Source organism: Saccharopolyspora cebuensis (genome assembly GCF_039542665.1).
Taxonomy (GTDB): Bacteria; Actinomycetota; Actinomycetes; order Mycobacteriales; family Pseudonocardiaceae; genus Saccharopolyspora; species Saccharopolyspora cebuensis.
Map to the genome: position 1 here is coordinate 278,222 of NZ_BAABII010000019.1, position 25,504 is coordinate 303,725.

The 25,504-nt window shown below is 74.4% G+C and carries 24 protein-coding genes; 23 read left to right on the forward strand and 1 reads right to left on the reverse strand.

From position 1 onward, the window contains the following. Positions 1-5: 5 nt before the first annotated feature. Entirely contained in the window at positions 6-2,057 is a 2,052-nt protein-coding gene (locus tag ABD976_RS26525; protein ID WP_345367796.1) for a HelD family protein, read from the reverse strand. Between the two features lie 153 nt (positions 2,058-2,210). Between ABD976_RS26525 and rsmD the strand changes: the two genes are divergently transcribed. The 23 genes from rsmD to ABD976_RS26640 form a co-directional block, all read left to right on the forward strand. Then, entirely contained in the window at positions 2,211-2,777 is a 567-nt protein-coding gene (gene rsmD, locus ABD976_RS26530; protein WP_345367797.1) for a 16S rRNA (guanine(966)-N(2))-methyltransferase RsmD, read from the forward strand. Between the two features lie 55 nt (positions 2,778-2,832). Continuing rightward, the gene (gene coaD, locus ABD976_RS26535; protein ID WP_345367798.1) at positions 2,833-3,315 is read left to right on the forward strand and encodes a pantetheine-phosphate adenylyltransferase; all 483 of its coding nucleotides are present in this window, start codon (positions 2,833-2,835) and stop codon (positions 3,313-3,315) included. A gap of 120 nt (positions 3,316-3,435) precedes the next feature. After that, entirely contained in the window at positions 3,436-3,870 is a 435-nt protein-coding gene (locus ABD976_RS26540) for a guanyl-specific ribonuclease (RefSeq protein WP_345367799.1), read from the forward strand. A 206-nt stretch (positions 3,871-4,076) separates the two neighbouring features. Beyond that, a complete protein-coding gene (locus ABD976_RS26545) occupies positions 4,077-4,808 on the forward strand; it encodes a F0F1 ATP synthase subunit B family protein (protein WP_345367800.1) in 732 nt (243 codons plus the stop codon). Positions 4,809-5,187: 379 nt separating this feature from the next. Beyond that, positions 5,188-5,760 (forward strand): YceD family protein, encoded by a 573-nt coding sequence (locus ABD976_RS26550; RefSeq protein WP_345367801.1) that lies wholly within the window; start codon positions 5,188-5,190, stop codon positions 5,758-5,760. A gap of 2 nt (positions 5,761-5,762) precedes the next feature. After that, a complete protein-coding gene (gene rpmF, locus ABD976_RS26555; protein ID WP_345367802.1) occupies positions 5,763-5,945 on the forward strand; it encodes a 50S ribosomal protein L32 in 183 nt (60 codons plus the stop codon). Positions 5,946-5,959: 14 nt separating this feature from the next. Then, on the forward strand, positions 5,960-6,718 hold the full coding sequence (rnc, locus tag ABD976_RS26560; protein ID WP_345367803.1) for a ribonuclease III: 759 nt from the start codon (positions 5,960-5,962) through the stop codon (positions 6,716-6,718). A 48-nt stretch (positions 6,719-6,766) separates the two neighbouring features. After that, a complete protein-coding gene (gene mutM / locus ABD976_RS26565; RefSeq protein ID WP_345367804.1) occupies positions 6,767-7,654 on the forward strand; it encodes a bifunctional DNA-formamidopyrimidine glycosylase/DNA-(apurinic or apyrimidinic site) lyase in 888 nt (295 codons plus the stop codon). 99 nt (positions 7,655-7,753) lie between these two features. Beyond that, on the forward strand, positions 7,754-9,001 hold the full coding sequence (locus ABD976_RS26570) for a bifunctional glycosyltransferase family 2/GtrA family protein (RefSeq protein ID WP_345367805.1): 1,248 nt from the start codon (positions 7,754-7,756) through the stop codon (positions 8,999-9,001). Then, positions 8,998-10,962, forward strand: a complete 1,965-nt coding sequence (locus tag ABD976_RS26575; protein WP_345367806.1) for a glycosyltransferase family 39 protein — start codon at positions 8,998-9,000, stop codon at positions 10,960-10,962. Before ABD976_RS26570 ends, ABD976_RS26575 begins: the two co-directional genes overlap by 4 nt. Positions 10,963-11,109: 147 nt before the next feature. Further along, on the forward strand, positions 11,110-11,811 hold the full coding sequence (locus tag ABD976_RS26580; RefSeq protein ID WP_345367807.1) for a response regulator transcription factor: 702 nt from the start codon (positions 11,110-11,112) through the stop codon (positions 11,809-11,811). Further along, the gene (locus tag ABD976_RS26585) at positions 11,811-13,232 is read left to right on the forward strand and encodes a sensor histidine kinase (RefSeq protein WP_345367808.1); all 1,422 of its coding nucleotides are present in this window, start codon (positions 11,811-11,813) and stop codon (positions 13,230-13,232) included. The genes ABD976_RS26580 and ABD976_RS26585 overlap by 1 nt, the downstream gene beginning before the upstream one ends. A gap of 443 nt (positions 13,233-13,675) precedes the next feature. Further along, positions 13,676-14,962, forward strand: a complete 1,287-nt coding sequence (locus ABD976_RS26590; RefSeq protein ID WP_345367809.1) for a phosphotransferase — start codon at positions 13,676-13,678, stop codon at positions 14,960-14,962. Positions 14,963-14,991: 29 nt separating this feature from the next. Then, complete coding sequence (locus ABD976_RS26595; protein ID WP_345367810.1) at positions 14,992-15,324, forward strand: hypothetical protein; 333 nt, start codon at positions 14,992-14,994, stop codon at positions 15,322-15,324. Between the two features lie 350 nt (positions 15,325-15,674). Then, positions 15,675-15,767 (forward strand): K(+)-transporting ATPase subunit F, encoded by a 93-nt coding sequence (kdpF, locus tag ABD976_RS26600; protein ID WP_345367811.1) that lies wholly within the window; start codon positions 15,675-15,677, stop codon positions 15,765-15,767. Further along, positions 15,767-17,428 carry a potassium-transporting ATPase subunit KdpA gene (kdpA, locus tag ABD976_RS26605; protein ID WP_345367812.1) on the forward strand — a complete coding sequence of 554 codons (1,662 nt, stop codon included), beginning with the start codon at positions 15,767-15,769 and terminating at the stop codon, positions 17,426-17,428. The genes kdpF and kdpA overlap by 1 nt, the downstream gene beginning before the upstream one ends. After that, positions 17,425-19,440, forward strand: coding sequence for a potassium-transporting ATPase subunit KdpB (gene kdpB, locus ABD976_RS26610; RefSeq protein ID WP_345367813.1), 2,016 nt, complete (start codon positions 17,425-17,427; stop codon positions 19,438-19,440). Before kdpA ends, kdpB begins: the two co-directional genes overlap by 4 nt. Before the next feature lie 260 nt (positions 19,441-19,700). Next, complete coding sequence (locus ABD976_RS26615) at positions 19,701-20,312, forward strand: potassium-transporting ATPase subunit C (RefSeq protein ID WP_345367814.1); 612 nt, start codon at positions 19,701-19,703, stop codon at positions 20,310-20,312. Between the two features lie 4 nt (positions 20,313-20,316). Continuing rightward, the gene (locus tag ABD976_RS26620) at positions 20,317-22,836 is read left to right on the forward strand and encodes a DUF4118 domain-containing protein (protein WP_345367815.1); all 2,520 of its coding nucleotides are present in this window, start codon (positions 20,317-20,319) and stop codon (positions 22,834-22,836) included. Continuing rightward, on the forward strand, positions 22,836-23,516 hold the full coding sequence (locus ABD976_RS26625; protein WP_345367816.1) for a response regulator: 681 nt from the start codon (positions 22,836-22,838) through the stop codon (positions 23,514-23,516). The genes ABD976_RS26620 and ABD976_RS26625 overlap by 1 nt, the downstream gene beginning before the upstream one ends. A 128-nt stretch (positions 23,517-23,644) precedes the next feature. Then, a complete protein-coding gene (locus tag ABD976_RS26630) occupies positions 23,645-24,022 on the forward strand; it encodes a hypothetical protein (protein ID WP_345367817.1) in 378 nt (125 codons plus the stop codon). Beyond that, positions 24,019-24,636: a DUF3558 domain-containing protein gene (locus ABD976_RS26635; RefSeq protein WP_345367818.1), complete on the forward strand. Its 618-nt coding sequence runs from the start codon at positions 24,019-24,021 to the stop codon at positions 24,634-24,636. Before ABD976_RS26630 ends, ABD976_RS26635 begins: the two co-directional genes overlap by 4 nt. An 8-nt stretch (positions 24,637-24,644) precedes the next feature. Then, the coding region (locus tag ABD976_RS26640; RefSeq protein WP_345367819.1) for a hypothetical protein at positions 24,645-25,504 on the forward strand (860 nt) is incomplete at its 3' end.

Below are 25,504 nucleotides of genomic sequence, written 5' to 3' on the forward strand. Positions count from 1 at the left end.
GCCGGTCAGCCGACTTCGAGCACGGTGAGCTGCTGGGTCGCCCGGCTCAGCGCGACGTAGAGGGCGCGGCGGCCGGTGCTCGATTCGGCGGCCAGCCCCGCCGGGTCGACCACGACCACGCCGTCGTACTCCATGCCCTTGGCCTCCAGGCTGCCGACCACCCGGATGCGGTCCGGATCGGCTTCGGCCAGCCACTCCCGGACCTCGGCGCGGCGGTCCATCGTGGTGATCACGCCGACGGTGCCGTCGGTCCCGGCGGCCAGCTCCAGCGCCACCGCGCGGGCCCGCGCGGCCAGCTCGTCCGGCGCGGCGGTGAGCGTCCGCGGCGGCACCCCGGTGCTGCGGACCGCGACCGGCAGGTCCTCCGCCGGGACCAGGTCGCGCACCGCCTCGGCGGCCACGGCGAAGATCTCCGCCGAGTTGCGGTAGTTGGTGCGCAGCCGGAAGCGCCGGTGCGCCCCCGCCGGGCGCAGCGCCTCGTCGCGGGCCCGCGCCGCCTCCTCCGGGTCCGGCCAGGAGGTCTGCACCGGGTCGCCGACCACGGTCCAGCTCGCGTGGGCACCGCGGCGGCCCACCATCCGCCACTGCATCGGCGAGAGGTCCTGCGCCTCGTCGACGACGACGTGGGCGTACTCGTCGTAGTTCGCCCGCCGCCGGGTGCCCTCGGGCTGCTCCTCCGCGCGCCGCTTCGGCGGCGGCCCCGCGAGGTGGCGCAGCTCGTCGATCAGCGCGACGTCGGCCACCGTCCACTCCGGACCGGTGTCGGCCGGTCCCCAGGACTTCGCCAGCAGGTCGACCTCCTCGGCGCTGAGCAGCCGGCGCGCCGCGGTGGCCAGCCGCTGCGGATCGGACAGCCACCGCAGCACCTGCATCGGGTACACCGCGGGCCACCAGGCCACCAGGAAGCGGTGGAACTCGATGCGCTCGCCGAGCTCGGCGAACAACCGGTCCCGGTCCGGCCGGAAGTCCTCGTCGGCGGCCTCGCGGGCCTGCTGCCACAGCGCTTCCAGCAGCGCGTCGGCGGCCTTCATCCGGGTGCGGTTGGGCGGCGCGCCCTTGGCGTGCAGCGACCGGCGGATCTTCGCCAGCTCCTCGGCGCGCAGCTTGAGCACCGCGCCCCGGTAGAACAGGCTCAGCTCCTCGGGCGCGTCCGGCGGGGCCAGCCGCAGCGCCCGCCGCAGCACCTTCACCATCCGCGCCGACCCCTTGATCCCGGCGGTGCGCGGCTCGTCGACCGCGGTGGCGCCCAGACCGTCGAGCACCTCGCCGAGCGCGCGCAGCTCCACGTTGTGCTCGCCCATCGACGGCAGCACCCGCGAGATGTAGGACATGAACACCGGGGACGGGCCGACCACCAGCACGCCCGGTCCGGCGAGCCGCCGCCGGTCCCGGTACATCAGGTACGCCGCGCGGTGCAGCGCCACCGCGGTCTTGCCGGTGCCCGGACCGCCGGTGATCTCGGTGACCCCCGACTCCGGCGCCCGGATCGCGTCGTCCTGCTCCTTCTGGATGGTGGCCACGATGTTGCGCATCGCATCGCTGCGGGCGCGGGTGAGCGCGGCCATCAGCGCGCCGTCGCCGACCACCCGCATCCCCTCCGGGGCCCGGTGCGGGTCGAGGAGGTCGTCGGAGACGTCGACGACCTCCTCCTTCGAGGACCGGATCACCCGGCGCCGCACCACGTCCATCGAGTGCTCCGGCGTCGCCTGGTAGAACGCCGCGGCCAGCGGCGCCCGCCAGTCCACCAGCAGGTCCTGGAACTGCGGATCGCGGATGCCCAACCGGCCGATGTGGACCGCGTCGCCGCCCGCGAAGTCCAGCCTGCCGAACACCAGGCCCTCCGACTCGGCGTCCAGCGCCTGCAACGTGCGGTGGGCGTGGTGCAGCATCACGTCGCGCTCGTACAGCGCGTCCGGAGTGGCCTCCCGGCCGTGCTCGTAGCTCTGGTCGCGCAACCGCGCCGCGTCGGCGCGCAGCTCGGCGAGCCGGGCGTAGACCCGGTCGACGTGCTGCTGTTCGAGCCGGATCTCGGCCTGCTTGATGGATGCTTCGGACACCTGTGCTTCGTCTCCCCGTTCCTGTGGGCGACCTGGGAGCCTACGGCCCGGCGGTGGAGCCTGCGACGCCTCTCCCGGGCGCTCGGGGCCCGCCCCGGCAGGCGTAAAATGGGCGCCCAGCAGCCGACGCCGACCGTGGGCGACGATGTCCGGGTGACACGGATCGTTGCCGGGAGCGCCGGCGGGCGCCGCCTCGAAGTGCCGCCGCGCGGTACCCGCCCCACCTCCGAACGGGTGCGGGAAGCCCTGTTCAGCTCGCTGGAATCGCTGCTCGACCTCGCGGGGGCGCGGGTGCTCGACCTCTACGGCGGCTCCGGGGCGCTCGGCCTGGAGGCGCTGTCCCGCGGCGCCGCGCACGCCACCTTCGTCGAGCACGACCGGCGCGCCGCCGGGCTGATCCGCCGCAACGCCGCCGCCCTCGGGTTCACCGGGGTGCGCGTCGAGCAGGCGAAGGCGGAGACCGCGCTGGCCGCCGGGTGCGAGGAGCCGTTCGACGTGGTGCTCGCCGATCCGCCGTACGACCTGGGCACCGCCGCGCTGGACCGGGTGCTGGCCGCGCTCGTCGACGGCGGCTGGACCGCGCCCGGTGCGGTCGTGGTGGTGGAGCGCTCGACCCGCGACGCCGAGCCGGGCTGGCCGCCGCCGCTGGCCGCGCTGCGCACCCGCCGCTACGGCGACACCGCCGTGCACTGGGCCGAACACGCTGAGCGCGGGCCGTGACCCCCACCACGTAGCCGGGGCGGGTGCCGGGCCGCTGCTGCTACCGTCCCGCGTCATGAGACGTGCCGTGTGTCCGGGCTCTTACGATCCGGTGACCAATGGCCACCTGGACATCATCGAGCGCGCGTCGGGGCTGTTCGACGAGGTCGTCGTCTCGGTCCTGATCAACAAGAACAAGAAGAGCCTGTTCGACGTGGACGAGCGGCTGGAGATGCTGCGCGAGGTCACCGCGCCGTGGCCGAACGTGCGCATCGACGCCTGGCACGGGCTGCTCGTCGACTACTGCCGGGACCACGGCATCGGCGCCATCGTCAAGGGCCTGCGGGCGGTCAGCGACTTCGACTACGAGCTGCAGATGGCGCAGATGAACCAGCGCCTGTCCGGGGTCGAGACGCTGTTCATGTCCACCAACCCGCTCTACAGCTTCCTGGCCAGCTCGCTGGTCAAGGAGGTCGCCACCTACGGCGGGGACGTCTCCAACCTGCTGCCGCCCGAGGTCGAGCGCCGGATGCGCGAACGGCTCGCCGAGCAGTCCTGAGCCGGCGCCTGCGCGCTGCTCCGTTCGGGTGCGGGCGGGTCACCGGGCCGAGCGGAGCGACGGTTCGGGTTCACGTCACGGCCCCGGGCTGATCACCTGCCGCGGTTAGCGTCGGTCGCCATGAAGCGGATCACGTCGAAACCAGTGCAGTTGCTCCTGGCCGGGCTGCTCGCCGTGACGGGCCTGTTCGGCTTCCAGCTCGTCGCCGCCGCGCAGGTGCCCGAGCCCGCCCCGGCCGCCGCCGCGCAGCCGGCGTGCGGGGACACCTCCGGGTTCCAGCGCGTCGACCTGTCCCAGCTCCCGCCCGAGGCCACCGACACCGTCGAGCTGATCCAGCGCGGCGGCCCCTACCCGTACCCGCAGGACGGGGAGACCTTCCAGAACCGCGAGGGCATCCTGCCGGACTGCGCCGAGGGGTACTACCGCGAGTTCACCGTCGAGACGCCGGGGAGCCCGGACCGGGGCGCCCGCCGGTTCGTCGTCGGGGACGGCGGCGAGTACTTCTACACCGAGGACCACTACGAGAGCTTCCGGCTCACCGACATCAACGCGTGATCTCCCGCCGACCGGCGGCACCGCGCGCGGGCGGGGTGCTGCCGGTCTGACACGCGGGCGCCCGGATATCCCGGCGCCGGGCGGGTCGCGCGGGCAGACTGGGAGACCGGGCTGGTCGCGGCGTGATCGGGACGGGCCGTCCGCCGGGTCGCCGGTGGTTCTGGGATGCTTGCCGCTGCAGCGGCCACGACGGCGAGGAGATCAACGTGTACCGGGTGTTCGAGGCGCTCGACGAACTCGTCACGATCGTCGAGGAGGCGCGCAGCGTCCCCATGACGTCGGGGTGCGTGGTGCCGCGCGGTGATGTGCTGGAGCTGCTCGACGACGTGCGCGACGCGCTGCCGCAGGAGCTCGACGACGCCCAGGACGTGCTGGACCACCGCGACGACGTGGTCTCCAAGGCCGAAGCGCACGCCGAGCAGGCGATGACCGGTTCCCGCAGCGAGGCCGAGCGCACCGTCTCCTCGGCCCGCGCCGAGGCCGAGCAGATCCTGGCGCAGGCCCGCGAGCAGGCCGACGAGCTGATCGCCGAGGCCCGCGCCACCGCCGAGCAGACCGTGACCACCGGTCGCCGCGAGTACGAGGACTACATCGGCCGCGCCCAGTCCGAGTCCGACCGCATGGTGCAGGCCGGGCGGGCCGCCTACGAGCAGTCGGTGCACGAGGGCCGGTCCGAGCAGGCCCGGCTCGTCGCCGACACCGAGGTCGTCCACGCCGCCAACACCGAGGCGAAGCGGATCGTGGACCAGGCCAACGACGACGGCGAGCGGCTGCGCAGCGAGTGCGACGCCTACGTCGACTCGCGCCTCGCCGAGTTCGAGGACCTGCTGGGCCGCACCCTGCGCACCGTCGGCAAGGGCAGGCAGCAGCTCCGCAGCCCGGTCGGCGCGCCGTTCGACTACGAGGAGTGGAGCCCCGGCGGCAACACCGCGAACTGAGCCGCCGCCACCCGACGATCGCCGGAGCCGTGGCGCATCCGGAGAGTCCCCCTTCCGTCGCGTCCCGTTGGCGGTGCGGCGAGATCGACGTGCACTGATGCCGCCTCGGAGCGCGACCGCTGGGCATCACACGTTCGGGCCAAAGCCGTGCGGTGGCGGGATCGTCGGCCGCACCCGTCCGGGAGGTGCTCAGCGGCGCCTCCGGCCCGGGAGGCCGGGTGTCGGTGCCCCTCACCTGGGGGCGACGTGGCGGGAGGGGTTGTGCCGGGAGTCCGGGCCGGTCGCGTAGGCTGGAAGGGCTGACCACGGGTGCGCGGCACCTGGTCGCCCCGTGCGACCGTCGGCGCCTACGGACCGTTCCTACCTGCCGAAACTTGTGATGTCACAGAACCGCGAAGAGCGCATCTCCCGCACCGGACCTTGGGTGCTCGACACCCGGGAGCTCGGGCAGCGCGCGGGCAACAGCCGCTCGTACTCCCGCCAGGCCCCGGCGCCGGCCGGGTTCGGCCTGGACATGATCAAGGTGCCGGAGGGCGAGCCGGTGCGGCTCGAACTGCTGGCGGAATCGGTGGTGGAGGGCGTCCTGGTGTCCGGTACCGCCAGCGCTGATCTGGTGGGCGAGTGCGCCCGGTGCCTGGACCCGATCTCCGAGGAGATCGAGGTCGAGTTCCGGGAGCTGTTCGCGTACCCGGACAGCGCCACCGACACCAGCACGGACGAGGACGAGGTCGCTCGCGTGGTCGACGACCTGATCGACCTCGAACCGGTGGTGCGGGACGCGATGCTGCTGTCGTTGCCCACGTCACCGCTGTGTTCGCCGGACTGCCCGGGGCTGTGCTCCGGGTGCGGCGCGAAGTGGGCCGAACTCGGCTCCGATCACACGCATGAGACCATTGATCCTCGCTGGGCCGCGCTGAAAGAGCGGTTCGGCGGGACCGAGGAGGAGAACTAGTCGTGGCCGTCCCGAAGCGCAAGATGTCCCGGGCCAACACCCGTCACCGCCGGTCGCAGTGGAAGGCCTCCGCGCCGACCCTCGTCCAGTGCGAGAACCGCTCCTGCCGCGAGCAGAAGATGCCGCACATGGCTTGCCCGTCCTGCGGCCAGTACGGCGGCCGCCAGGTCACCCAGCCTGCCTGAGCGGCGGTCGCGCAGTGGGGGGAAAGCAATCGCGGAACCGGAAGGTCGACCGGGCTCCGCTGCTGAAGGCGCTCGGCGTCGATCTCGACGCCGAGCTGCTCACCCTGGCCCTCACCCACCGCTCGTACGCCTACGAGAACGGTGGACTGCCGCCGAACGAGCGGCTCGAATTCCTGGGTGACGCGGTGCTGGGCCTGGTCATCACCGACCGGCTCTACACCGATCACCCGGAGCTGCCCGAAGGCCAGCTCGCGAAGCTCCGGGCCAGCGTGGTGAACATGCACGCGCTGGCCGGGGTGGCGCGGGAGCTCGGCGAGGGCGGGCTGGGCCACTACCTGTTGCTCGGTCGCGGTGAGGAGCTGACCGGGGGACGCGACAAGGCCAGCATCCTCGCGGACGGCCTGGAGGCGGTGCTCGGGGCGGTCTACCTCGAGAACGGCATCGAGGTCGCCCGCGACGTGGTGCACCGGCTGTTCGCGCCGCTGCTGGCCGAGGCGCCGCAGCGGGGCGCCGGGCTGGACTGGAAGACCAGCCTGCAGGAGCTCACCGCGGCGGCGGCGCTCGGCGTCCCGGAGTACCGGGTCGAGGAAGAGGGCCCGGACCACCGCAAGGAGTTCAGCGCGTTCGTCTCCGTCGGCGGGGACGTGCTCGGCCGCGGTGACGGCCGCACCAAGAAGGAAGCCGAGCAGAAGGCCGCCGAGGCGGCGTGGCGCTCCCTCTCCGAGCGCCTGAACAGCGCCGCGACCGGCGAGGGCACCGCCGCCACCGAGTGATCCCGCCCGGGTGCGGGGTCCTTCGGCGCGTCGGCGAAGATGCTGGGCGTGCCCGAGTTGCCCGAGGTCGAGGTCGTCCGGCGCGGAGTCGCCGCGCACGTGGTCGGCCGCACCGTGTCCAGCGTCGAGATCCACCACCTGCGTTCGGTGCGCAGGCACGTCCCGGGGCCGCAGGACCTCGCCGGACGGCTGGCCGACCGGGTGCTCAGCGCGGCCCGGCGGCGCGGCAAGTACCTGTGGCTGGAGCTGGCCGGGCCCGCCGCCGGATCCCCCGCCGGTGAAGCCCTGGTCGTGCACCTCGGGATGAGCGGTCAGCTCCTGGTCCAGCCGCCGGACGCGCCGGACGAGAAGCACCTGCGGGTGCGCGTGCGCTTCGCCGACGGCGGTCCCGAGCTCCGGTTCGTCGACCAGCGCACCTTCGGCGGGGTGCACCTGGAGGACCTCGTCGAATCCGGCGGCCTCGCGGTGCCGAGCGCGGTCGCGCACATCGCGCCGGACCCGCTGGAGCAGGTCTTCGACATCGCGGCGGTGACCACCCGGTTGCGCGCCAAGCGCACCGGCATCAAGCGCGCGCTGCTGGACCAGTCGCTGGTCTCCGGCATCGGCAACATCTACGCCGACGAGGCGCTGTGGCGGGCGCGGCTGCACTGGGCGCGCCCCACCGCCACCCTGACCCGGCCGAAGGTCCGCGAGCTGTTCGGCGCGGTCGCCGAGGTCATGCAGGAGGCGTTGCGGGCGGGCGGCACCTCGTTCGACGACCTCTACGTCAACGTCAACGGCGAGTCGGGCTACTTCGACCGGTCGCTGGCGGTGTACGGGCAGGCCGGGAACCCCTGCCCGCGGTGCGGCACGCCGGTGCGCCGGGACGCGTTCATGAACCGGTCGTCCTACACCTGCCCGGCCTGCCAACCCCTGCCGCGCAACGCGCACCGCTGAACGCTCCCAGCGAATTCCCAGCTCGCACCCACTCCCGGCGCAACTCGCTCCGGCTCCATGGAGGCCGTGCAGGTCCCAGTCGGAGAGAGGTGGTGGGGGATGGCTGCCGTACCGGAGACCGTTCCGGACAGCCCGACCGGCGCACCCGCGACGACCGCGACGGTCGACGTGGTGGTGCCGGTGCACAACGAGGAGCGGTCGCTGCCGGGATGCCTGGCGGTGCTGCGCGAGCACCTGGCCGAGCGATTCCCGTTCCGGTGGTGCATCACGGTGGTGGACAACGCCAGCACCGACGGCACGCCGGGGGTCGCGCGGCGGCTCGCCGAGGAGCTCGACGGGGTCCGGGTGCTGCACCTGGACCGCAAGGGCCGCGGCCGGGCGCTGCGCACCGCGTGGGGCCGCAGCGACGCCGACGTCGTGGTCTACATGGACGTCGACCTGTCCACCGGCCTGGACGCGCTGCTGCCGCTGGTGGCGCCGCTGGTCGCCGGGCATTCCGACCTGGCGATCGGGTCCCGGCTGGCGCCGGGGTCGCGCACCGTGCGCGGCGGTAAGCGGGAGCTGATCTCGCGCTGCTACAACCAGGTGGTCCGGTGGACCCACGGCGCCCGGTTCACCGACGCCCAGTGCGGTTTCAAGGCCGCGCGCACCGACGTCGTCCGCCCGCTGGTGGCGCACGTGCGCGACGACACCTGGTTCTTCGACACCGAACTGCTGCTGCTCGCCGAGCACAACGGGCTGCGGGTGCACGAGGTGCCGGTGGACTGGGTGGAGGACGTCGACACCCGGGTGGACGTGGTCCGCACCGCCGTCGACGACCTCGCCGGACTGCTCCGGGTGGGCCGGGCGAAGCTGACCGGCGCGGCCACCGTCCCCGGCCTGCCCCGGCGGCCGGAGCCGCGCGCGGTGCACCCGGACGCGGTGCTGGCGCCGGACGGGCTGCGCCGCCAGATCGTCTCCTTCGCCGCGATCGGACTGCTGTCCACGGCGATCAGCACCGCGCTCTACGCGCTGCTGCGGCTCTGGCTGCCACCCGTGGTGGCCAACCTGATCTCCCTGGTCGTGACCGCGCTGGGCAACACCGAAGCCAACCGGCGGTTCACCTTCCGCCGCGGCGGGTCGGGCGGGACCGGCCGGGTGCACGTCCAAGGCCTGGTGGTCTTCGGCGCCTACTGCGCGGTGACCTCGGGTGCGCTGCTCGCCCTCGGCCTCGCGGTGCCCGACGCATCGCGGTGGCTGGAGATCGCCGTGCTGCTGGCGTCCTCGGCGGTGGCCACGGTGCTGCGCTTCGCGCTGCTGCGGTCGTGGGTCTTCCGCGCGGACCGGGACGAGGAAGGGCCGGCATGACGGCGGCGCGGTCCCGCGCGGCGCTGGCCGCGATCTGCGCGCTGGCCGCCGCGCTCTACGGCTGGGGCATCGGGAGCTACTGGGGCAACGCCTACTACTCGGCGGCCGTCGAATCGATGACGACCGGCTTGGAGAACTTCTTCTTCGGGTCCTTCGACGCCGCGGGCGTGGTGACGGTGGACAAGCCGCCGATGGCGTTGTGGGCCCAGGTCCTGTCGGTGTCGTTGTTCGGCTTCAACGAGGTCGCGGTCCTGCTGCCGCAGGCGGTGGCCGGGGTCGCGGCGGTCTTGGTGCTGCACCGGGCGGTCCGGCGCTGGGCGGGCGACCCCGCCGCGCTGCTGGCCGCGCTGGTGCTGGCCCTGACCCCGATCACCGTGGTGATCAACCGGGACAACAACCCGGACACGTTGCTGGTGCTGCTCGTCGTCGGCGCCGCCTACGCGATGACCCGGGCGTTCGGCCGGGAGCGGGCGATGGGCTGGCTCGCCCTGGCCGCGTTCCTGGTGGGCTGCGGCTTCCTGACCAAGATGCTCCAGGCGTGGCTGGTGCTGCCCGCGCTGCTCGCGGCCTACCTGGTGGGCTCGCGGGCCTCGTGGGGGCGGCGGGCCGCCGAGCTCGCGGTGGCCGCCGCGGTGCTGCTGGTCGGTTCGTTCTGGTGGGTGGTGGCGACCTCGCTGTGGCCGTCGCCGAAGCCCTACATCGGGGGCAGCACCGACGGATCGGCGTGGGACCTGGTGTTCGGCTACAACGGCTTCGGCCGGGTCCTCGGTGGCGGGGGCAACATCGGAGGCGGCGGCTTCTCCGGCGAGGCCGGTCCGCTCCGGCTGTTCAACCACCAGCTCGGCGGGCAGATCAGCTGGCTGCTCCCGCTGTGCGCGCTGGTGCTGGTCGCGGTCCTGGTCAGCGGCGTGCGCCGGTGGCGGAGCGGCCCGGCGGTGCCGCGCGAGCGGGTCGCGGGCTGGGTGCTGTGGGGCGGCTGGCTGGGAGTCGTCGGCCTGGTGTTCAGCACCGCCCAGGGCACCATGCACCCGTACTACACGACGATGCTGGCCCCGGCGGTGGCCGCGATCACCGGTGCCGGGCTGGTGCGGATGGTCGGCTGGTACCGGCGGCCGGGCGGCCGGGCGTGGCTCCTGCTCCCTGCCGGTGTGCTGATCACCGCCGCATGGGCGGTGGCGCTGGTTTTGCGCGCCCCGGACTGGCACCCGTGGGCGGGCTGGATCGCCGCGGTGGCGGGGGTGCTCGCGGTCGGCGCGCTGCTCACCGGACGTCGTCGTGCGCCGATCGGCCGGATCGGCGCGGGGCTCGGGCTCGTCGCGGTGCTCGCGGTACCGGCGGCGTGGTCGGTGCTCGGCGCGGTGAGCGGTGCGGGTGCGATGGGCGGGGTGAACCCGACCGCCGGACCCGCGACGATGGGCGGCCCCGGCGGCGCGGGTCCGGACGGCGGCACCCGGCCAGGTGGGGACCAGCGACCCGGCGGGGACCGGTTCCCGGACCGGGGGCAGCGGCCGGGCGGGGCCTCGCCCGGCGGGCCGGGCAGCGGATCGCTGTCCGAGCAGCAGCGCGCGCTCGCCGAGCACGTCTCGGCGGAGGCGGGCGGGCTGCGCGTCCCGCTCGCCGTGGAGGGCGGGGCCAACGCGGCCTCCTCCTACCTCCTCGGCACCGACCTGGTGGTGGTCGGCATGGGCGGGTTCATGGGCAGCGACGACGCCCCGTCGGTGGAGCTGCTCACCGAGTGGCAGCGCACCGGGCAGCTCGGGTTCGTCCTGCTCGGCGGGGGCCCCGGCGGCGGCTTCCCGCCGGGGGCGGACCTGGATGGCTCCTTCCCGGGCGGTCCCGGTGGGATGCCCGGCGGCCAGGTCACCAGCGAGCGGCAGAGCTGGGTGGAGCAGCACTGCACGCTGGTCGACCCGGCCGAGTACGGCGGAGCGGCCGACGACCAGCTCTACGACTGCCGCTAGCCGCATCCCTCGGAAGGGTGGTGAGTGAGGGGCACCCTGTACCAAGTCACTGGGTACAGGGTGCCCCTCACCTGCCAGATCACATCCGTTCGGGGATTCCCAGCGGGCGTCCAGGGAACTCCCAGGGTCGTGGGCGAGGCTGGGGGAGTGGGTGAGACGGGTTCCGCGCGGGTGCTGGTGGTCGACGACGAGGCCAACATCCTCGAACTGCTGACCGCCGCGCTGCGGCTCAGCGGGTTCGAGGTGCGGGGCGCGGCCACCGGGGCGGAGGCGCTGCGCGCGGCGGGGGAGTTCGCACCGGACATCGTGGTGCTCGACGTGATGCTCCCGGACCTGGACGGATTCGCGGTGGCGACCCGGTTGCGGGCCTCCGGCGACCCGGTGCCGGTGCTGTTCCTCACCGCGCGGGACGCCGTCGAGGACCGGATCGCCGGGCTCACCGCGGGCGGCGACGACTACGTCACCAAGCCGTTCAGCCTCGACGAGGTGGTGCTGCGGCTGCGGGCCATCCTCCGCCGGGTGCGGCCCGCCCAGGAGCCCGATGCGACGCTGCGCTACCACGACCTCGAACTCGACGAGGACACCTACGAGGTCCGCCGGGGCGGGCGGCTGGTCGCGCTCTCGCCGACCGAGTTCAAGCTGCTGCGCTACCTGCTGATCAACGCCGGGAAGGTGGTCAGCAAGGTGCAGATCCTGGACCGGGTGTGGAACTACGAGTTCGGCGGGGACAGCCGGATCGTCGAGTCCTACATCAGCTACCTGCGCCGCAAGGTCGACCGCGACCCGCCGCCGCTGATCCACACCCTCCGCGGCGTCGGCTACGTGCTGCGCACCCCGCCGGAGCGCTGATGCGCACGCTGCGCGGGCGGTTGGTGCTGGTCCTGCTCGTGGCGAGCACCGTCGGCCTGCTGCTGATGGGCACCACCAGCGTCGTGCTGCTGAACCGGTCGCTGCTGGCCCGCACCGACGACCGGCTCGCGGAGATGGCGCACCCGTGGGAGGAGGGCAGGCACCCGCCGCCGGGCCCGCCGCCGCCCGCGCAGGACGACGGGCGCGAGCTGCCGACCGAGTTCCGGGTGCTGTTCTTCGACCACGCCGGGCAGCGCATCGGCGGGGTGCTGGGCAGGCCCGAAGGCGAGCCGGGCGGCCCGGCGCTGCCCCGATCCGGGCCGCCGGGCACCACGACGGTGCCGGACGCCGCGGGCGGCGCGGCCTGGCGGGTGCGCACGGTCCCGCTGCCGGACGGCCGCACCATCGCGCTGGCGCTCTCGCTGGAGAGCAACGACGCGGTGCTGTGGCAGCTCATGCTGATCGAGGTCGCGGTGGGGACCGTCGTGCTGGCGCTGCTCGCGGGCGCCGCGACCGTCACCGTGCGGCTCGGGCTGCGCCCGCTGACCCGGATCGAGGACACCGCCGACGCCATCGCCGCGGGCGACCTCCAGCGCCGGGTGCCGGACCAGGACCCCGGGACCGAGACCGGACGGCTCGGCGCGGCGCTGAACACGATGCTCGGGCGGCTGGTGGACGCGCTGCGCCAGCGGGAGCGTTCGGAGGACCGGATGCGCCGGTTCGTCGCCGACGCCTCGCACGAGCTGCGCACCCCGCTCACCTCGATCCGCGGCTTCGCCGAGCTGTATCGGCGCAGCGACGAGCACCGCGCGGAGGACGTGCGGTCGATGATGGCGCGGATCGAGTCCGAGGCGACCCGGATGGGCAGGCTGGTCGAGGACCTGCTGCTGCTGGCCAGGCTGGACCGCGGGGGCACCGTCGTGCTCGGCGAGGTCGACCTGGTGGCGCTGGTCGACGAGGTCGTCCAGGACGCGCGGGCGCGCGCCCCCGAGCGGGAGATCGCGGTGGCGTCCCCGGAAGGGGAGCCGCGGGTCGTCGGCGACGCCCACCGGGTGCACCAGGTGGTGGCGAACCTGGTGGAGAACGCGCTGGTGCACACGTCGCCGAGCACGCCCGTGGCGGTGTCGGTGTCGTGCGGGAGCGCGGGTGGGGCGGCGCCGCTGTCGGCGGGTTCCGGACCGGCGCCCGGAACGCCGGTCGCCGTGGTGTCCGTGGTGGACCGCGGGCCCGGCGTGCCCGCCGAGCACGCCGAGCGGATCTTCGACCGGTTCCACCGCGCCGACGACGGGCGGTCGCGGGGCGGCACCGGTCTCGGCCTCGCCATCGCGGCGGCCATCGCCGACGCCCACGGCGGGCGGGTGGAGCTGCACCCCGGACCCGGCGGCGGCAGCGAGTTCCGGCTCCTGTTGCCGAGGGGCTGACCGTCCCCCGCGGACGGACCGAGGGCCCCGATCGGCTCGGACCACGGCTCCCGCCCGGTGAGGTCCTCCTGGTGAGGTGCCCCTCACGCACATCACTTCAGGGTGAGTTGTGGCGCGGTTGCCCGGGTGGGGCCGGAGCGGCGCTGGGACCGGGGGTGCGTCCAGTGCGGGGGCGTTGGTGGAGCAGCTGTCGGCTCCGGCATCGGCGACGTCCGCGCCGACGAGGCGCTGCGGCGGGCGCGTCCCACCGGCCGCCCGGCCCGGCCACGGACCCGCCGGGACGCGGTCCTGAACCGGTCGTCCCGCGCGTGTCCGGCCTGCCGATCGCGCACCGCTGAACCCGGCCGCGCGGCGCGCAGCCTTCGCCCCGGCCGCGGCGGCGGGTGAAGCCGTTCTCATCCGCGGCTCATCGACGGGCCATCGGGCTGGAGCACAGTGCGCGCATGGACTCCTCATCGCCCTCGCCGCGAAACCCGTCCACGTCCGCGCCGAGCGCGGATCCGGGACCGCCGACCGATCTGGAGCTGCTGACCGGTGACGGGGCCGCGGAGCTGGTCGCCGGGGTGTTCTCCGCCGTCGGTGGTGAGGTGCTGGGGTGGCGGGTCCGGCACGTCGACCACCGGCCGGCGGCGGGCACCACCGCCGGGTACCGGGCGCGGGTGCGCTGGGGCGACGGCGCGGTCACCGACGAGGTCCTCGGGGCGTGTTCCGGGCGGTTGCCCGCCGGGGTGGCGCGGCTGTCCGACGGCCGCACCGAGATCGGGATGTGGCGGTACCCGCACGACCCCGACCTGCCCGCGCTGCCCGCGGCGGCCGACCCGGAGCGGATGCGCGGGATCGTGGCCGAGCTCGGGGTGCGCACCGAGGAGCCGCCGCGGGTGCGCCTGCGCGCCTACCGCCCGCGCCGCCGGGCGGTGTTCCAGGTGGACGTGCCCGGCACGACCGTCTTCGCCAAGGTCGTCCGGCCCGCCGCCGCCCGCGGGTTGCACGCCCGGCACCGCGCCGCCGTCGAAGCCGGGTGCCCGGTGCCCGACGCGCTCGGGTGGACCGGTGACGGGATGGTGCTGCTCGCCGCGCTGCCCGGGCGCACGCTGCGCGCCCGGCTGACCGGGGCGGAGCCGGTGGACCTGGACCTCGACGGCGTGCTCGGCGTGCTCGACGCGTTGCCCGCCGGGCTGGCCACCACCCGTCGCGAGACCTGGGGCCAGCAGGCGCCGCACTACGCCGCGGTGATCGCCGCCGCGGTCCCCGACCTCGGCCCGCGCGCCCGCGCGGTGGCCGCCGAGGTCGACCACGGCACCGTCCCGGAAGGCCCGGACGTGCCGGTGCACGGCGACTTCTACGAGAGCCAGCTCGTCGTCGACGGCGGCCGGGTCACCGGACTGCTGGACATCGACACCGCCGGGACCGGGGAGCGGCTCGACGACGCGGCGTGCCTGCTCGGCCACCTCGACGTGCTGACCTACCGGCATCCGGCCCGGGCCGGCGTGATCAGCGGTCTCGGCACGGCCCTGCAGCGGCGGTTCGAGCAGTGGCTCGACCCGCCCGCGCTGCGCCGCCGCGTCGCCGCGGTGGTGCTCTCGCTGGCCACCGGGCCGCACCGGGTGCAGGAGCCCGACTGGCGGGCGAGCACCCACCACCGGGTCGCGCTCGCCGAACGGTGGCTGGCCGAGATGAACGGCTTCTCACCGGCTCGCCACGACAGCCTTCATCCAGGACGGAGAAGCTGAACGAGCAGGACGGAGAGGAGTTATCGGACATGGACGTCAAGAGACCCTGGATCGTGGCCAGCGCCACCCTCGCCTTGGCCGGGTTCGGCACCGCCGTGGCGGTGGCCGACAGCGGTGGCGAGGTCAACGACCCCCGGCCGGCACCGGTCGTGCAGATCGCCGACGAGCAGCCGCTCATCCCGGTCGACGGCTCGCCGGAATCCCCCGACTCGCCCGGCGAGTCACCGGTCGACTCGGCCAACAGCCCGAACGGCACCGTGACCAGCCCCGACCGCGGTGAAGACAGCCCGAATGGCAGCGTGAGCAGCCCGGACGGCAGTGCGGACAGCCCGAACAGCAGCCCGGACGGCAGCGCGGACTGACCCGGCAGCGAACACACGTCGGGCTTCACCCGGTGCGGGTGGAGCCCGACGCGTTGGTTCCGCGGTCGCCCGCTGGTCGCGGAACCGCTCCGCCCGCCGACCACGTGCCTCGGCCGCACCGGACCTCAGGACGGCGTCAAGGTCCCGGTCGGGGGTGTCAAAACGGCGTCATGGGCCTTCCGGCGCCGCTCCCGAACCGGTTTCGCTGGACAGCGCAAGTCACCCGAGTCGGTGAAAAGTCGTTCGTCCAGTGAGGAGTGCGCAGCGGTGGCCGATCTCGCCTTCGCCGGGCTCGTGCTCGGTGGTTTCCTCGTCCTCGCGCTCGCCCGGCGCGGATTGGAGCGCCTGTGATGACGGCGCTCGCCAACGGCGCGGGCGGTGTCCTGGCGCTGCTGCTGCTCGGGTACCTGTTCGTCGCGCTGGTCCGACCGGAGCGGTTCTGATGAGCCCCTTCCTGGTCGGCCTCGTCCAGGTCGTCCTGCTGCTGGCGCTGCTCGCCGCGGTGCACCGCCCGTTCGGGGACTACCTGGCCCACGTCTACTCGACCGAGCGGCACTGGCGCGTCGAGCGGGCCGTCTACCGGCTGGTGGGCGTCGACGGCTCCGCGCGCCAGCGCTGGCCCGGCTACGCCGCCGGGGTGCTCGGCTTCTCGCTGGCCTCGGTGCTGCTGCTCTACCTGCTCCAGCGGCTGCAACCGCTGCTGCCGCTGGACCTCGGTCGCGGTGCGGTGGAGCCGGCGATGGCGTTCAACACCGCGAGCAGCTTCGCGACCAACACCAACTGGCAGTCCTACGTCCCCGAGCAGGTGCTCGGGCACGGGGTGCAGCTCGCCGGGCTGACCGTGCAGAACTTCCTGTCCGCCGCGGTCGGCATGGCGGTCGCCATCGCCCTGGTGCGCGGCTTCACCGCCGACGGCGACGACCGGATCGGCAACTTCTGGGTGGACATCACCCGGGGTGTGACCCGCGTCCTGCTGCCGGTCGCCGCGGTGGCGGCGGTGCTGCTGGTGGCCCTCGGCGCGGCGATGAGCTTCGCCGCGGGGATCGAGGTGGTCGGGCTCGACGGCCGGACGCACACCGTCGCCACCGCACCGATCGCGAGCCAGGAGGCGATCAAGGTGCTCGGCACCAACGGCGGCGGGGTGCTCAACGCGAACTCCGCGCACCCGCTGAGCAATCCGAGCGGCGCGAGCAACCTGCTCCAGCTCTTCCTGATCCTGGTGATCCCGGTCAGCCTGACCCGCGCCTTCGGCACCCTGGTCGGCGACCGCGCGCAGGGGCGGGTGCTGCTGTCGGTGATGGCCGGGATCTGCGGCGCGATGCTGGCGGTCGCCTGGTTCGCCGAGAGCCACCCGAACGGTCCGGCGGCGCTCGCGGCGGGCGCGGCGGTGGAGGGCAAGGAGACCCGGTTCGGGGTGCCGCTGTCCGCGCTGTACGCGGTGATCACCACCGGCACCTCCACCGGTGCGGTCAACACCGCCCACGACAGCCTCACCGGGCTCGGCGGCGGCGCGGCGCTGCTGAACATGCTGCTCGGCGAGATCGCGCCCGGCGGGGTCGGGGCCGGGCTCTACGGCATCCTGGTGCTCGCCGTGGTCGCGGTGTTCCTGGCCGGGCTGATGGTCGGCCGCACCCCGGAATACCTGGGCAAGAAGCTGGGTCGCCGGGAGATCACCGCCGCCGCGCTCTCGCTGCTGGTGATGCCGACCGCGGTGCTGCTGGGCACCGGTCTCGCACTCCTCGTGCCGTCCACCGCCGCGGCGCGGGACGAAGGCGGACCGCACGGGCTCACCGAGGTGCTCTACGCCTTCGCCTCGGCGGCCAACAACAACGGCAGCGCCTTCGCCGGGCTCACCGCCACCGGGGACTTCCTCCAGACCGGCCTCGGGCTGGTGATGCTGTTCGGCCGGTTCCTGCCGATGCTCGCGGTGCTCGCCCTGGCGGGGGCGCTGGCCCGGCAGCGGCCGGCCCCGCGCACCGCGGGAACGCTGCCCACCGGCGGCCCGCTGTTCGCCGGACTCCTCGGCGGCACCGCCGTGCTCGTCGCGGCGCTGACCTTCCTGCCCGCACTCGCCCTCGGACCGATCGCGGAGGCACTCGCATGACCGGCGTCGTCGACCACCCCGCACCGGTGGAACCGGTGCGCGCGGGAACCGTGCGGGCGGCGCTGCCCGCCGCGCTGCGCAAGCTGCACCCCCGGCACCAGCTCGCCAACCCGGTGATGTTCGTGGTGTGGGCCGGTTCGGTGCTGGTCACCGCCCTGACCGCGGTCGACCCCTCGGGGTTCGGCCTCGCGGTGGCGGCGTCGCTGTGGGGCACCGTGCTGTTCGCGAACCTGGCGGAGGCGGTCGCCGAGGACCGCGGCCGGGCCCAGGCCGCCGCGCTGCGCCGCACCACCGCCGAGACCACCGCGCGGCGGCTCACCGGAGACGGCGAGGAACGCGTCCCGGGCACCGCGCTGCGGCTCGGCGACCGGGTGGTGGTCGAGGCCGGCGAGGTGATCCCCGGCGACGGCGAAGTGGTGGCGGGCATCGCCAGCGTCGACGAGTCGGCCATCACCGGTGAATCCGCCCCCGTGGTCCGGGAATCCGGCGGCGACCGGTCCGCGGTCACCGCGGGCACCACCGTGCTGTCCGACCGGATCGTGGTCGAGGTGACCGCGCGCCCCGGCGAGACCTTCGTGGACCGGATGATCGCGCTGGTCGAGGGCGCCCGGCGGCAGAAGACGCCGAACGAGATCGCGCTCACCATCCTGCTGTCCGCGCTGACCGCGATCTTCCTGCTCGCGGTCGTCGCCCTGCAACCGATGGCCGGGTACTCCGGCGGCCCGCTGCCGGTGGTCGTGCTCACCGCGCTGCTGGTCTGCCTGATCCCCACCACGATCGGCGCGCTGCTGTCGGCGATCGGCATCGCGGGCATGGACCGGCTGGTGCGGCGCAACGTGCTCGCCACCTCGGGACGGGCGGTGGAGGCCGCCGGGGACGTGGACACGCTGCTGCTGGACAAGACCGGCACCATCACCTACGGCAACCGGCGGGCCACCGCGCTGCACCCGGCCGACGGGGTGGCCGAGCAGGAGCTCGCCGAGGCCGCCCGGCTGTCCAGCCTCGCCGACGAGACCCCGGAGGGCGCCAGCGTCCTCGCGCTGTGCGCCGAGCGGTGCGGCGCGTCCGGTCCCCCGGTGGGCGCCGAGCACGTGCCGTTCACCGCGCGGACCCGGATGAGCGGGGCCGACCTCGACGGCCGCCAGGTCCGCAAGGGCGCGGCGAGCGCGGTGCGGGACTGGGCGGGCGGCCTGCCCGCGGGCGTGGCCGCCGCCGTCGAGCGGATCTCCTCGGGCGGCGGCACCCCGCTGGTGGTCGCCGAGCGCCGCGCCGACGCCGTCCGGGTGCTGGGCGTGATCGCGCTGTCCGACGTGGTCAAACCGGGGATGGCCGAGCGGTTCGCGGCGCTGCGCGCGATGGGCATCCGCACCGTGATGGTGACCGGGGACAACGAGCGCACCGCGCGGGCCATCGCCGCCGAGGCCGGGGTCGACGACCACCTCGCCGAAGCCCGCCCGGAGGACAAGCTGGAGCTGATCCGCGCCGAGCAGCGCGGCGGACGGCTGGTCGCGATGACCGGCGACGGCACCAACGACGCCCCCGCGCTGGCCCAGGCCGACGTGGGCGTGGCGATGAACACCGGCACCGCCGCCGCCAAGGAGGCCGCCAACATGGTCGACCTCGACTCCGACCCGACGAAGCTGATCGAGATCGTCGAGATCGGCAAGCAGCTCCTCATCACCCGGGGCGCGCTGACCACCTTCAGCATCGCCAACGACCTGGCGAAGTACTTCGCCCTGCTGCCCGCGCTGTTCGGGGCGATCCACCCGCAGCTCGACGCGCTGAACATCATGCGGCTGGCCACCCCGACCTCCGCGATCCTGTCCGCGGTGGTGTTCAACGCGCTGATCATCGTGGCGCTGATCCCGCTGGCCCTGCGCGGCGTGCGCTATCGGCCCACCGGGGCGGGACCGCTGCTGCGGCGCAACCTGCTGATCTACGGGCTGGGCGGGCTGGTGACGCCGTTCGCCGGGATCACGCTCATAGACCTGGTGATCCGCGTTGTCGTGTGAGTGTCCGGGTGGCTTTGCGTGGCGGTGCGGGTGGCGGAACCTCAGCGGCCTTCTCGCTGCGGGATCGCCTCCTGATGTACAAGCGCGTACACGGCGTCGGCGCTGTCCTCGCGAGAAGGCCGCTGAGAACCCGCGGCGGTGCCGGTTGCGTGCGTGGGGCAAAGCGGAAGCGGCTTTCGCCGCTTGCCTGGCGGTGGCCGCGGTGGGTGGTCGGGTTCGGCTGGTTTTCGTTGGCTGGGAAGGGTTTTTCGGGAGGGGTCGTGGACGGTGGTTGGTGGCGGCAGGTCGTCGCCGGGGTCCGGTTGCTGCTGGTGGCCACGGTGGTGCTCGGCATCGGGTATCCGCTGGCGGTCTGGGGCGTGACCCGGTTGCCGGGGCTGCACGCCCACGCGGAGGGCTCGCGGATCGTGGTGGACGGCCGGGTGGCCGGTTCGGAGCTGATCGGGATCGACCCGGTCCCGGCCGACCCCGCGCGGGACCCGTACTTCCACACCCGGCCCTCGGCGTCGGCGGAAACCGCGCTGGGACCGGGAGATCCGGCGACCAGCGGCGGGTCGAACCAGAGCGGCTCCAGCCCGGACCTGCTGGCGCTGGTCGTCGAGCGGCGGGCGCTGATCGCCGCGCGGGAGGGCGTCCCGCCCGGACTGGTGCCGCCCGACGCGGTGACCGCCTCGGCCAGCGGCGTCGATCCGCACATCAGCCCGGCCTACGCTGAGCTGCAGGTCCCGCGGGTGGCGCGGGTGACCGGGCTGGGCGAGGAGCAGGTGCGTGCGCTGGTCGCCGAGCACACCGGCGGCGGGGTGCTCGGGCAGCGGGCGGTGAACGCGACCCTGCTCAACCTCGCGGTCGAGCGGGCGCGGGGAGGGAGCTGAACGCGTGGACGGGCGCGCTGAACTGCGGATCCACTTCGGGGCCGCACCGGGGGTGGGCAAGACCTACGCGATGCTCACCGAGGCGCACCGGCGCGCCGAGCGCGGCACCGACGTGGTCGTCGGCCTGGTCGAGACGCACGGCCGCGCCCGGACCGCCGCCCTGCTCGACGGCCTGGAGCAGGTGCCGCGCCGCCGGGTGCGGCACCGGGGCGTCGAGCTCACCGAGCTGGACCTGGACGCGGTGCTGGCCCGGCGCCCCGAGGTGGTCGTCGTCGACGAGCTCGCCCACACCAACGCGCCCGGTTCGCGCAACGCCCACCGCTGGCAGGACGTCGACGAGCTCCTCGACGCCGGGATCAGCGTGCTGTCCACCGTCAACGTGCAGCACCTGGAGAGCCTCAACGACGTGGTGGAGACCATCACCGGCGTCCGCCAGCAGGAGACGGTGCCCGACGAGGTGGTGCGCCGCGCCGAGCAGGTCGAGCTCGCCGACATCACCCCGGAGGCGCTGCGCCGCCGGATGGCGCACGGCAACGTCTACCCGGCCGACCGGGTCGACGCCGCGCTGAGCAACTACTTCCGCGCCGGCAACCTCACCGCGCTGCGCGAGCTGGCGCTGCTCTGGCTGGCCGACCAGGTCGACGTGGCGCTGCGCAGGCACCGGGCCGAGCAGCGGATCACCCGCACCTGGGAGACCCGGGAGCGGGTGGTGGTGGCGGTCACCGGCGGCGCGGAGAGCGGGACGCTGATCCGCCGCGGCGGCCGGATCGCCGCCCGCACCGGCGCCGGGTTGCGGGTGGTGCACGTGCTGCGCGGCGACGGTCTGGCCGGGACCTCCGCGGGCGGGCTCGCCCGGGTCCGGCGGCTCGCGGAGGCGGTCGGCGCCAGCTTCCACACCGTCGTCGGCGACGACGTGCCGACGGCGCTGCTGGAGTTCGCGCGCGGCGCCGACGCCACCCAGCTCGTCGTCGGCACCTCGCGGCGCTCCCGGTGGGCGCGGTTGTTCAGCGAGGGGATCGGCGCCGGGGTGGTGCGCGAGTCCGGCGGCATCGACGTGCACATGGTCAACCACGACGTCGGCGGCCGGTGGTTCGCCCGCGACCCCGACCGCAACCCGCTGCCGTGGCCGCGCCGGCTGTGGGGCTGGGCGCTGGCCGTCGCGCTGCCCGCCGGGGTCACCGCCGCCGCGTCCCTGCTCGAACCGGGGCTGTCCGCCGACGTGATCGGGTACTTCCTGGTCACCGTGCTGGTCGCGCTGGTCGGCGGGGTCGCCCCGGCGCTGACCGCCGCGCTGCTGTCCGGCGGGCTGCTGAACTTCTTCCTCACCCCGCCGCGCTACACCCTGGCCGTGTCCGACCCGGCCAACGTGGTCGCGCTGGTCGCGATGATCGCCGTCGGGCTGCTGGTGGCGGTGCTGGTGGCCCGCGCCGCCCGGCTCGCCGAACGCGCCGCCGACGCGCGCACCGAGGCGACGCTGCTCACCTCCTACGCCCGCACCGTGCTCACCCATCCCGACCCGCTGCCCCGGCTGCTGGCGAAGTTCGTGGAGAACTTCGGGCTCGCCTCGGCGGCGCTGGTGGAACGCGACGGCGAGCGCTGGCAGCGGGTGGCCGCGCACGGCGAGCCGTCCGGCTCCGAGTCCGATGTGGACATCGAGGTGGCCGATGACGTGCACCTGGTGCTGTCCCGGCCGGACGGTCGCCCGCTGCCGGCCACCGACCGGGCGGTGCTGGAAGGCGCCGCCGGGCAGGCGCTGGTCGCGCTGCGCCAGCAGCGGATGGCCGTCGAGGCGGCCGAGGCGCAACGGCTGGCCGACGCCTCCCGGCTGCGCACCGCGCTGCTGTCCGCCGTCGGGCACGACCTGCGCACCCCGCTCGCCTCGATCAAGGCGTCGGTGAGCAGCCTGCGCGCCGAGGACCTGCGGCTGTCCGCCCGGGACACCGCCGAACTCCTCGCCGGGGTCGAGGAATCGGCGGACCGGCTGACCGGGCTGGTGGACAACCTGCTGGACTCCTCCCGGTTGGCCACCGGCGCCATCGCCCCGCACCTCGCCCCGGTCGGCTACGACGAGGTGGTGGGCGCGGCGCTGGCCGGGCTGGACGGCGCCGAGCACGTCGCGGTGGACGCCGACGAATCGCTGCCGCCGGTGCTGGCCGACGCGGGGCTGCTGGAACGGGTGGTGGCCAACGTGGTGCAGAACGCGCTGCGCTACGGCAGACCGGCCGGCGGCCGGGTGGTGGTGCGGGCCAGCGCGCACGCCGAGCGGGTCGAGCTGCGCGTCGTCGACCGCGGCCCCGGGCTGCCCGGAGGCACCGCGGAGCGGGTGTTCGCGCCGTTCGAGCGGCTGGGCGACCGGGGTGCGCGCGGCGACGCCGGGGCGCCCGGGGTCGGGCTGGGGCTCAACGTGGCGCACGGTTTCATGACGGCGATGGGCGGCGGCATCGCCGCGGAGGACACCCCGGGCGGCGGGCTGACGATCGTGCTCTCGTTGCCCGCGGTGCTCGGGGCGGGAGGGCAGCGGTGATGACGCGGGTGCTGGTGGTCGACGACGAGCCGCAACTGCTGCGCGCGCTGCGGATCAACCTCACCGCGCGCGGCTACCAGGTGCTCACCGCCGTGGACGGGGCCGCCGCGCTGCGCGCCGCCGCCGAGGGCAGGCCCGACGTGGTGGTGCTCGACCTCGGGCTGCCGGACCTGGACGGCACCGAGGTCATCGCCGGGCTGCGCGGCTGGAGCACCGTCCCGATCCTCGTGCTCTCCGCCCGCACCGATTCCCCCGACAAGGTCCGGGCGCTCGACGCGGGCGCCGACGACTACGTCACCAAGCCCTTCGGGATGGACGAGCTGCTGGCCCGGCTGCGCGCCGCGGTCCGCCGCGCCGCCACCGGCGCGGTTCCGGAGGAACCGGTGGTGGAGACCGCCACGTTCAGCGTCGACCTGGCGGCCAAGAAGGTCCGCCGCGGTGGTGCGGAGGTCCACCTCACGCCGACGGAGTGGGGGATGCTGGAGGTGCTGGCCCGCAACCGCGGCCGGCTGGTCGGGCAGCGGGAGCTGCTGCGCGAGGTGTGGGGTCCGCGCCACGCCGGGGAAACCCACTACCTGCGGGTCTACATCGCCCAGCTCCGGCGCAAGCTGGAGGCCGACCCCGCGCGCCCGAAGCACCTGCTCACCGAACCCGGCATGGGCTACCGCTTCGAGCGGTGAGCCCCGCGTCGCGGCGGTCGGCGTGGGGTCCGTGTGAAGTTCGGCGGACTTGCTGACCGGGGGGAACCGCGCTGCTAAGGTCACCGTCCAACGGGCGATCACACGCCGCGACCTGGGGGTTCTCCGCGATGACGACACCAGCAGCACCGCCTCCGCCGCCCGTCCCCGGTGGTGCCGGGCAGACCGTCGCGGTCAACCAGGACAACGTCCTGGAGGCCAGGAAGATCATCCTGGCGGCGACCAAGGACGCCGAGGACAAGTTGAAGCAGCTCCGGTGGTCCCTCGCCATCGAACCGCCCGCCGAGGACGACATCAGCGTCGCGGCGGCAACGGTGTGGAACAAGAACCTCATCACCGACGGGGATTCGCACTTCAACCGCTTGATGCAGTACGTCCTCAACGTCGAGCAGCTCGCCGTGCAGATGGAGGACGCCGCCAAGCAGTACGGCTACACCGAGGAGGAGATCCGGGCCTCCTTCGACGACGTGAACAGGGGAGCGGAGTGAGCAGCGCGGCTGTGACGGGACGTGTTCGGTACGCGGCGCTCGCGGTGGTGTCGGCGGCCTTGCTGGTCGGGGGGTGCGCGGCGGAGGAACCCGCTCCGGAGGGCGCCACCGCCCAGCCGGAGCAGCCGTCCCGACCGGTCGAGCTCCCGGTCACCACGATGTCCGAGGAGCAGCTCTGCACCCTGCTGACCCCTGAGCAGCAGGCCGAACTCGGCATCGCGAACCCGACGATCGGTTCGAGCACCGGCGACGTGCGCCTACCGGGGAATGCGGACTACCAGCACTGCATGTGGGGCAGCCCGCCGGACGCGGAGCCGTCGTTCGGCGTCATCGTCGCCGCGATACCCCAGTCGCTCGACGCCTTCACCGAGCAGCTCGGCGAGCCCTTCCCGGAGACGGCCGCGTCGTACGAGGTCGCCGGGTTCCGGGCCGAGCAGCAGCAGGCGGGCGCTGGTCTGGAAGGACTCGGCTGCAGCGTGTTCGTCGACGTGGCCGAGGGCCAGACGCTGCAGGCGTGGGGGTCCCCGAGCCTCACCTACGGGCTCACCAACCAGCAGATGTGCGATCTGGCGAAGCGGGTCGCGGAGTCCGCCGTGGCCACCTTGCAGGGCTAGGGGGAGACATGACCGGCATCGAGGAGATCCGCGGTCTGCGGTTCGAGGGGATGGACATCCCGCAACTGCTCGACTGGATCGGCAAGATCAAGCAGGGGCGCGGGGCGGAGTCGATGCACGAGGCGGTGCAGGCGCTCGACGAGTGCGTGCGGGTCGTCGTCGACCTCGACGAGACGTTGCGCACCGAGCTCGGCAAGCTGGGCGTGGCCTGGGAGGGCAACGCGGGGGCGCTGGCGCAGGAGGCCTCGGCGCAGCGCAGCGTGGTCCTCCAGGAGTCCGAGGAACCGCTGCGGGCCACCGCGACCAGCGTGGACGCGCAGGGCCGCAGCTTCGAGTCGGCCCGGAACACGCTGCCCAACGGCGAGGAACTCCGGCACCAGGAGTCGGAGCACTTCTTCGAGTGGGCCGGGGGCGGCTTCGGCTACGAGAGCGACTACGACCAGGAGGCCAAGCAGATCGCGCAGCAGCGCTCGGCGGCGCAGGCCGCGCTGGGCTCCTACCGGGACGGCACCGTCGGCGAGGCGGAGAAGTTCCGCCCGCTGCCCGAGATGGGGCCCGCCCTGGTGAGCCCGCAGGGCTTGGCGGCGACCACGGGCACCGCGGGCGTCGCCGGCGGCGGTGCGGCCGCCTTCGGCGGGGTGGCGACCGGCGGTGGCGCGGTCGGCGGTACCGGGACCGGCGTGGGCGGCGGAGTCGTCCCCGGGACCCCGGGCTCCGGCGGCGGGTCCGCCGATCCGCGCGGTGGCGGGTACGCGGGCGTCGGCAACCGGCCGGACGCGCCGAGCAGCGGCAGCTTCGCCGACCGCACGCCCAGCGGCGGCGGTCGCGGCGGCATCGGGGTCGCCATCGCGCTGGGCATCGGCGCGGG

Excerpts from the sequence above, each read along its gene's own strand:
- coaD (WP_345367798.1), top strand. The coding sequence starts at position 2,833 with ATGAGACGTGCCGTGTGTCCGGGCTCTTACGATCCGGTGACCAATGGC.
- ABD976_RS26540 (WP_345367799.1), top strand. The coding sequence starts at position 3,436 with ATGAAGCGGATCACGTCGAAACCAGTGCAGTTGCTCCTGGCCGGGCTG.
- ABD976_RS26550 (WP_345367801.1), top strand. The coding sequence starts at position 5,188 with ATGTCACAGAACCGCGAAGAGCGCATCTCCCGCACCGGACCTTGGGTG.
- ABD976_RS26570 (WP_345367805.1), top strand. The coding sequence starts at position 7,754 with ATGGCTGCCGTACCGGAGACCGTTCCGGACAGCCCGACCGGCGCACCC.
- ABD976_RS26575 (WP_345367806.1), top strand. The coding sequence starts at position 8,998 with ATGACGGCGGCGCGGTCCCGCGCGGCGCTGGCCGCGATCTGCGCGCTG.
- ABD976_RS26585 (WP_345367808.1), top strand. The coding sequence starts at position 11,811 with ATGCGCACGCTGCGCGGGCGGTTGGTGCTGGTCCTGCTCGTGGCGAGC.
- ABD976_RS26590 (WP_345367809.1), top strand. The coding sequence starts at position 13,676 with ATGGACTCCTCATCGCCCTCGCCGCGAAACCCGTCCACGTCCGCGCCG.
- ABD976_RS26595 (WP_345367810.1), top strand. The coding sequence starts at position 14,992 with ATGGACGTCAAGAGACCCTGGATCGTGGCCAGCGCCACCCTCGCCTTG.
- kdpF (WP_345367811.1), top strand. The coding sequence starts at position 15,675 with ATGACGGCGCTCGCCAACGGCGCGGGCGGTGTCCTGGCGCTGCTGCTG.
- kdpA (WP_345367812.1), top strand. The coding sequence starts at position 15,767 with ATGAGCCCCTTCCTGGTCGGCCTCGTCCAGGTCGTCCTGCTGCTGGCG.
- kdpB (WP_345367813.1), top strand. The coding sequence starts at position 17,425 with ATGACCGGCGTCGTCGACCACCCCGCACCGGTGGAACCGGTGCGCGCG.
- ABD976_RS26625 (WP_345367816.1), top strand. The coding sequence starts at position 22,836 with ATGACGCGGGTGCTGGTGGTCGACGACGAGCCGCAACTGCTGCGCGCG.
- ABD976_RS26630 (WP_345367817.1), top strand. The coding sequence starts at position 23,645 with ATGACGACACCAGCAGCACCGCCTCCGCCGCCCGTCCCCGGTGGTGCC.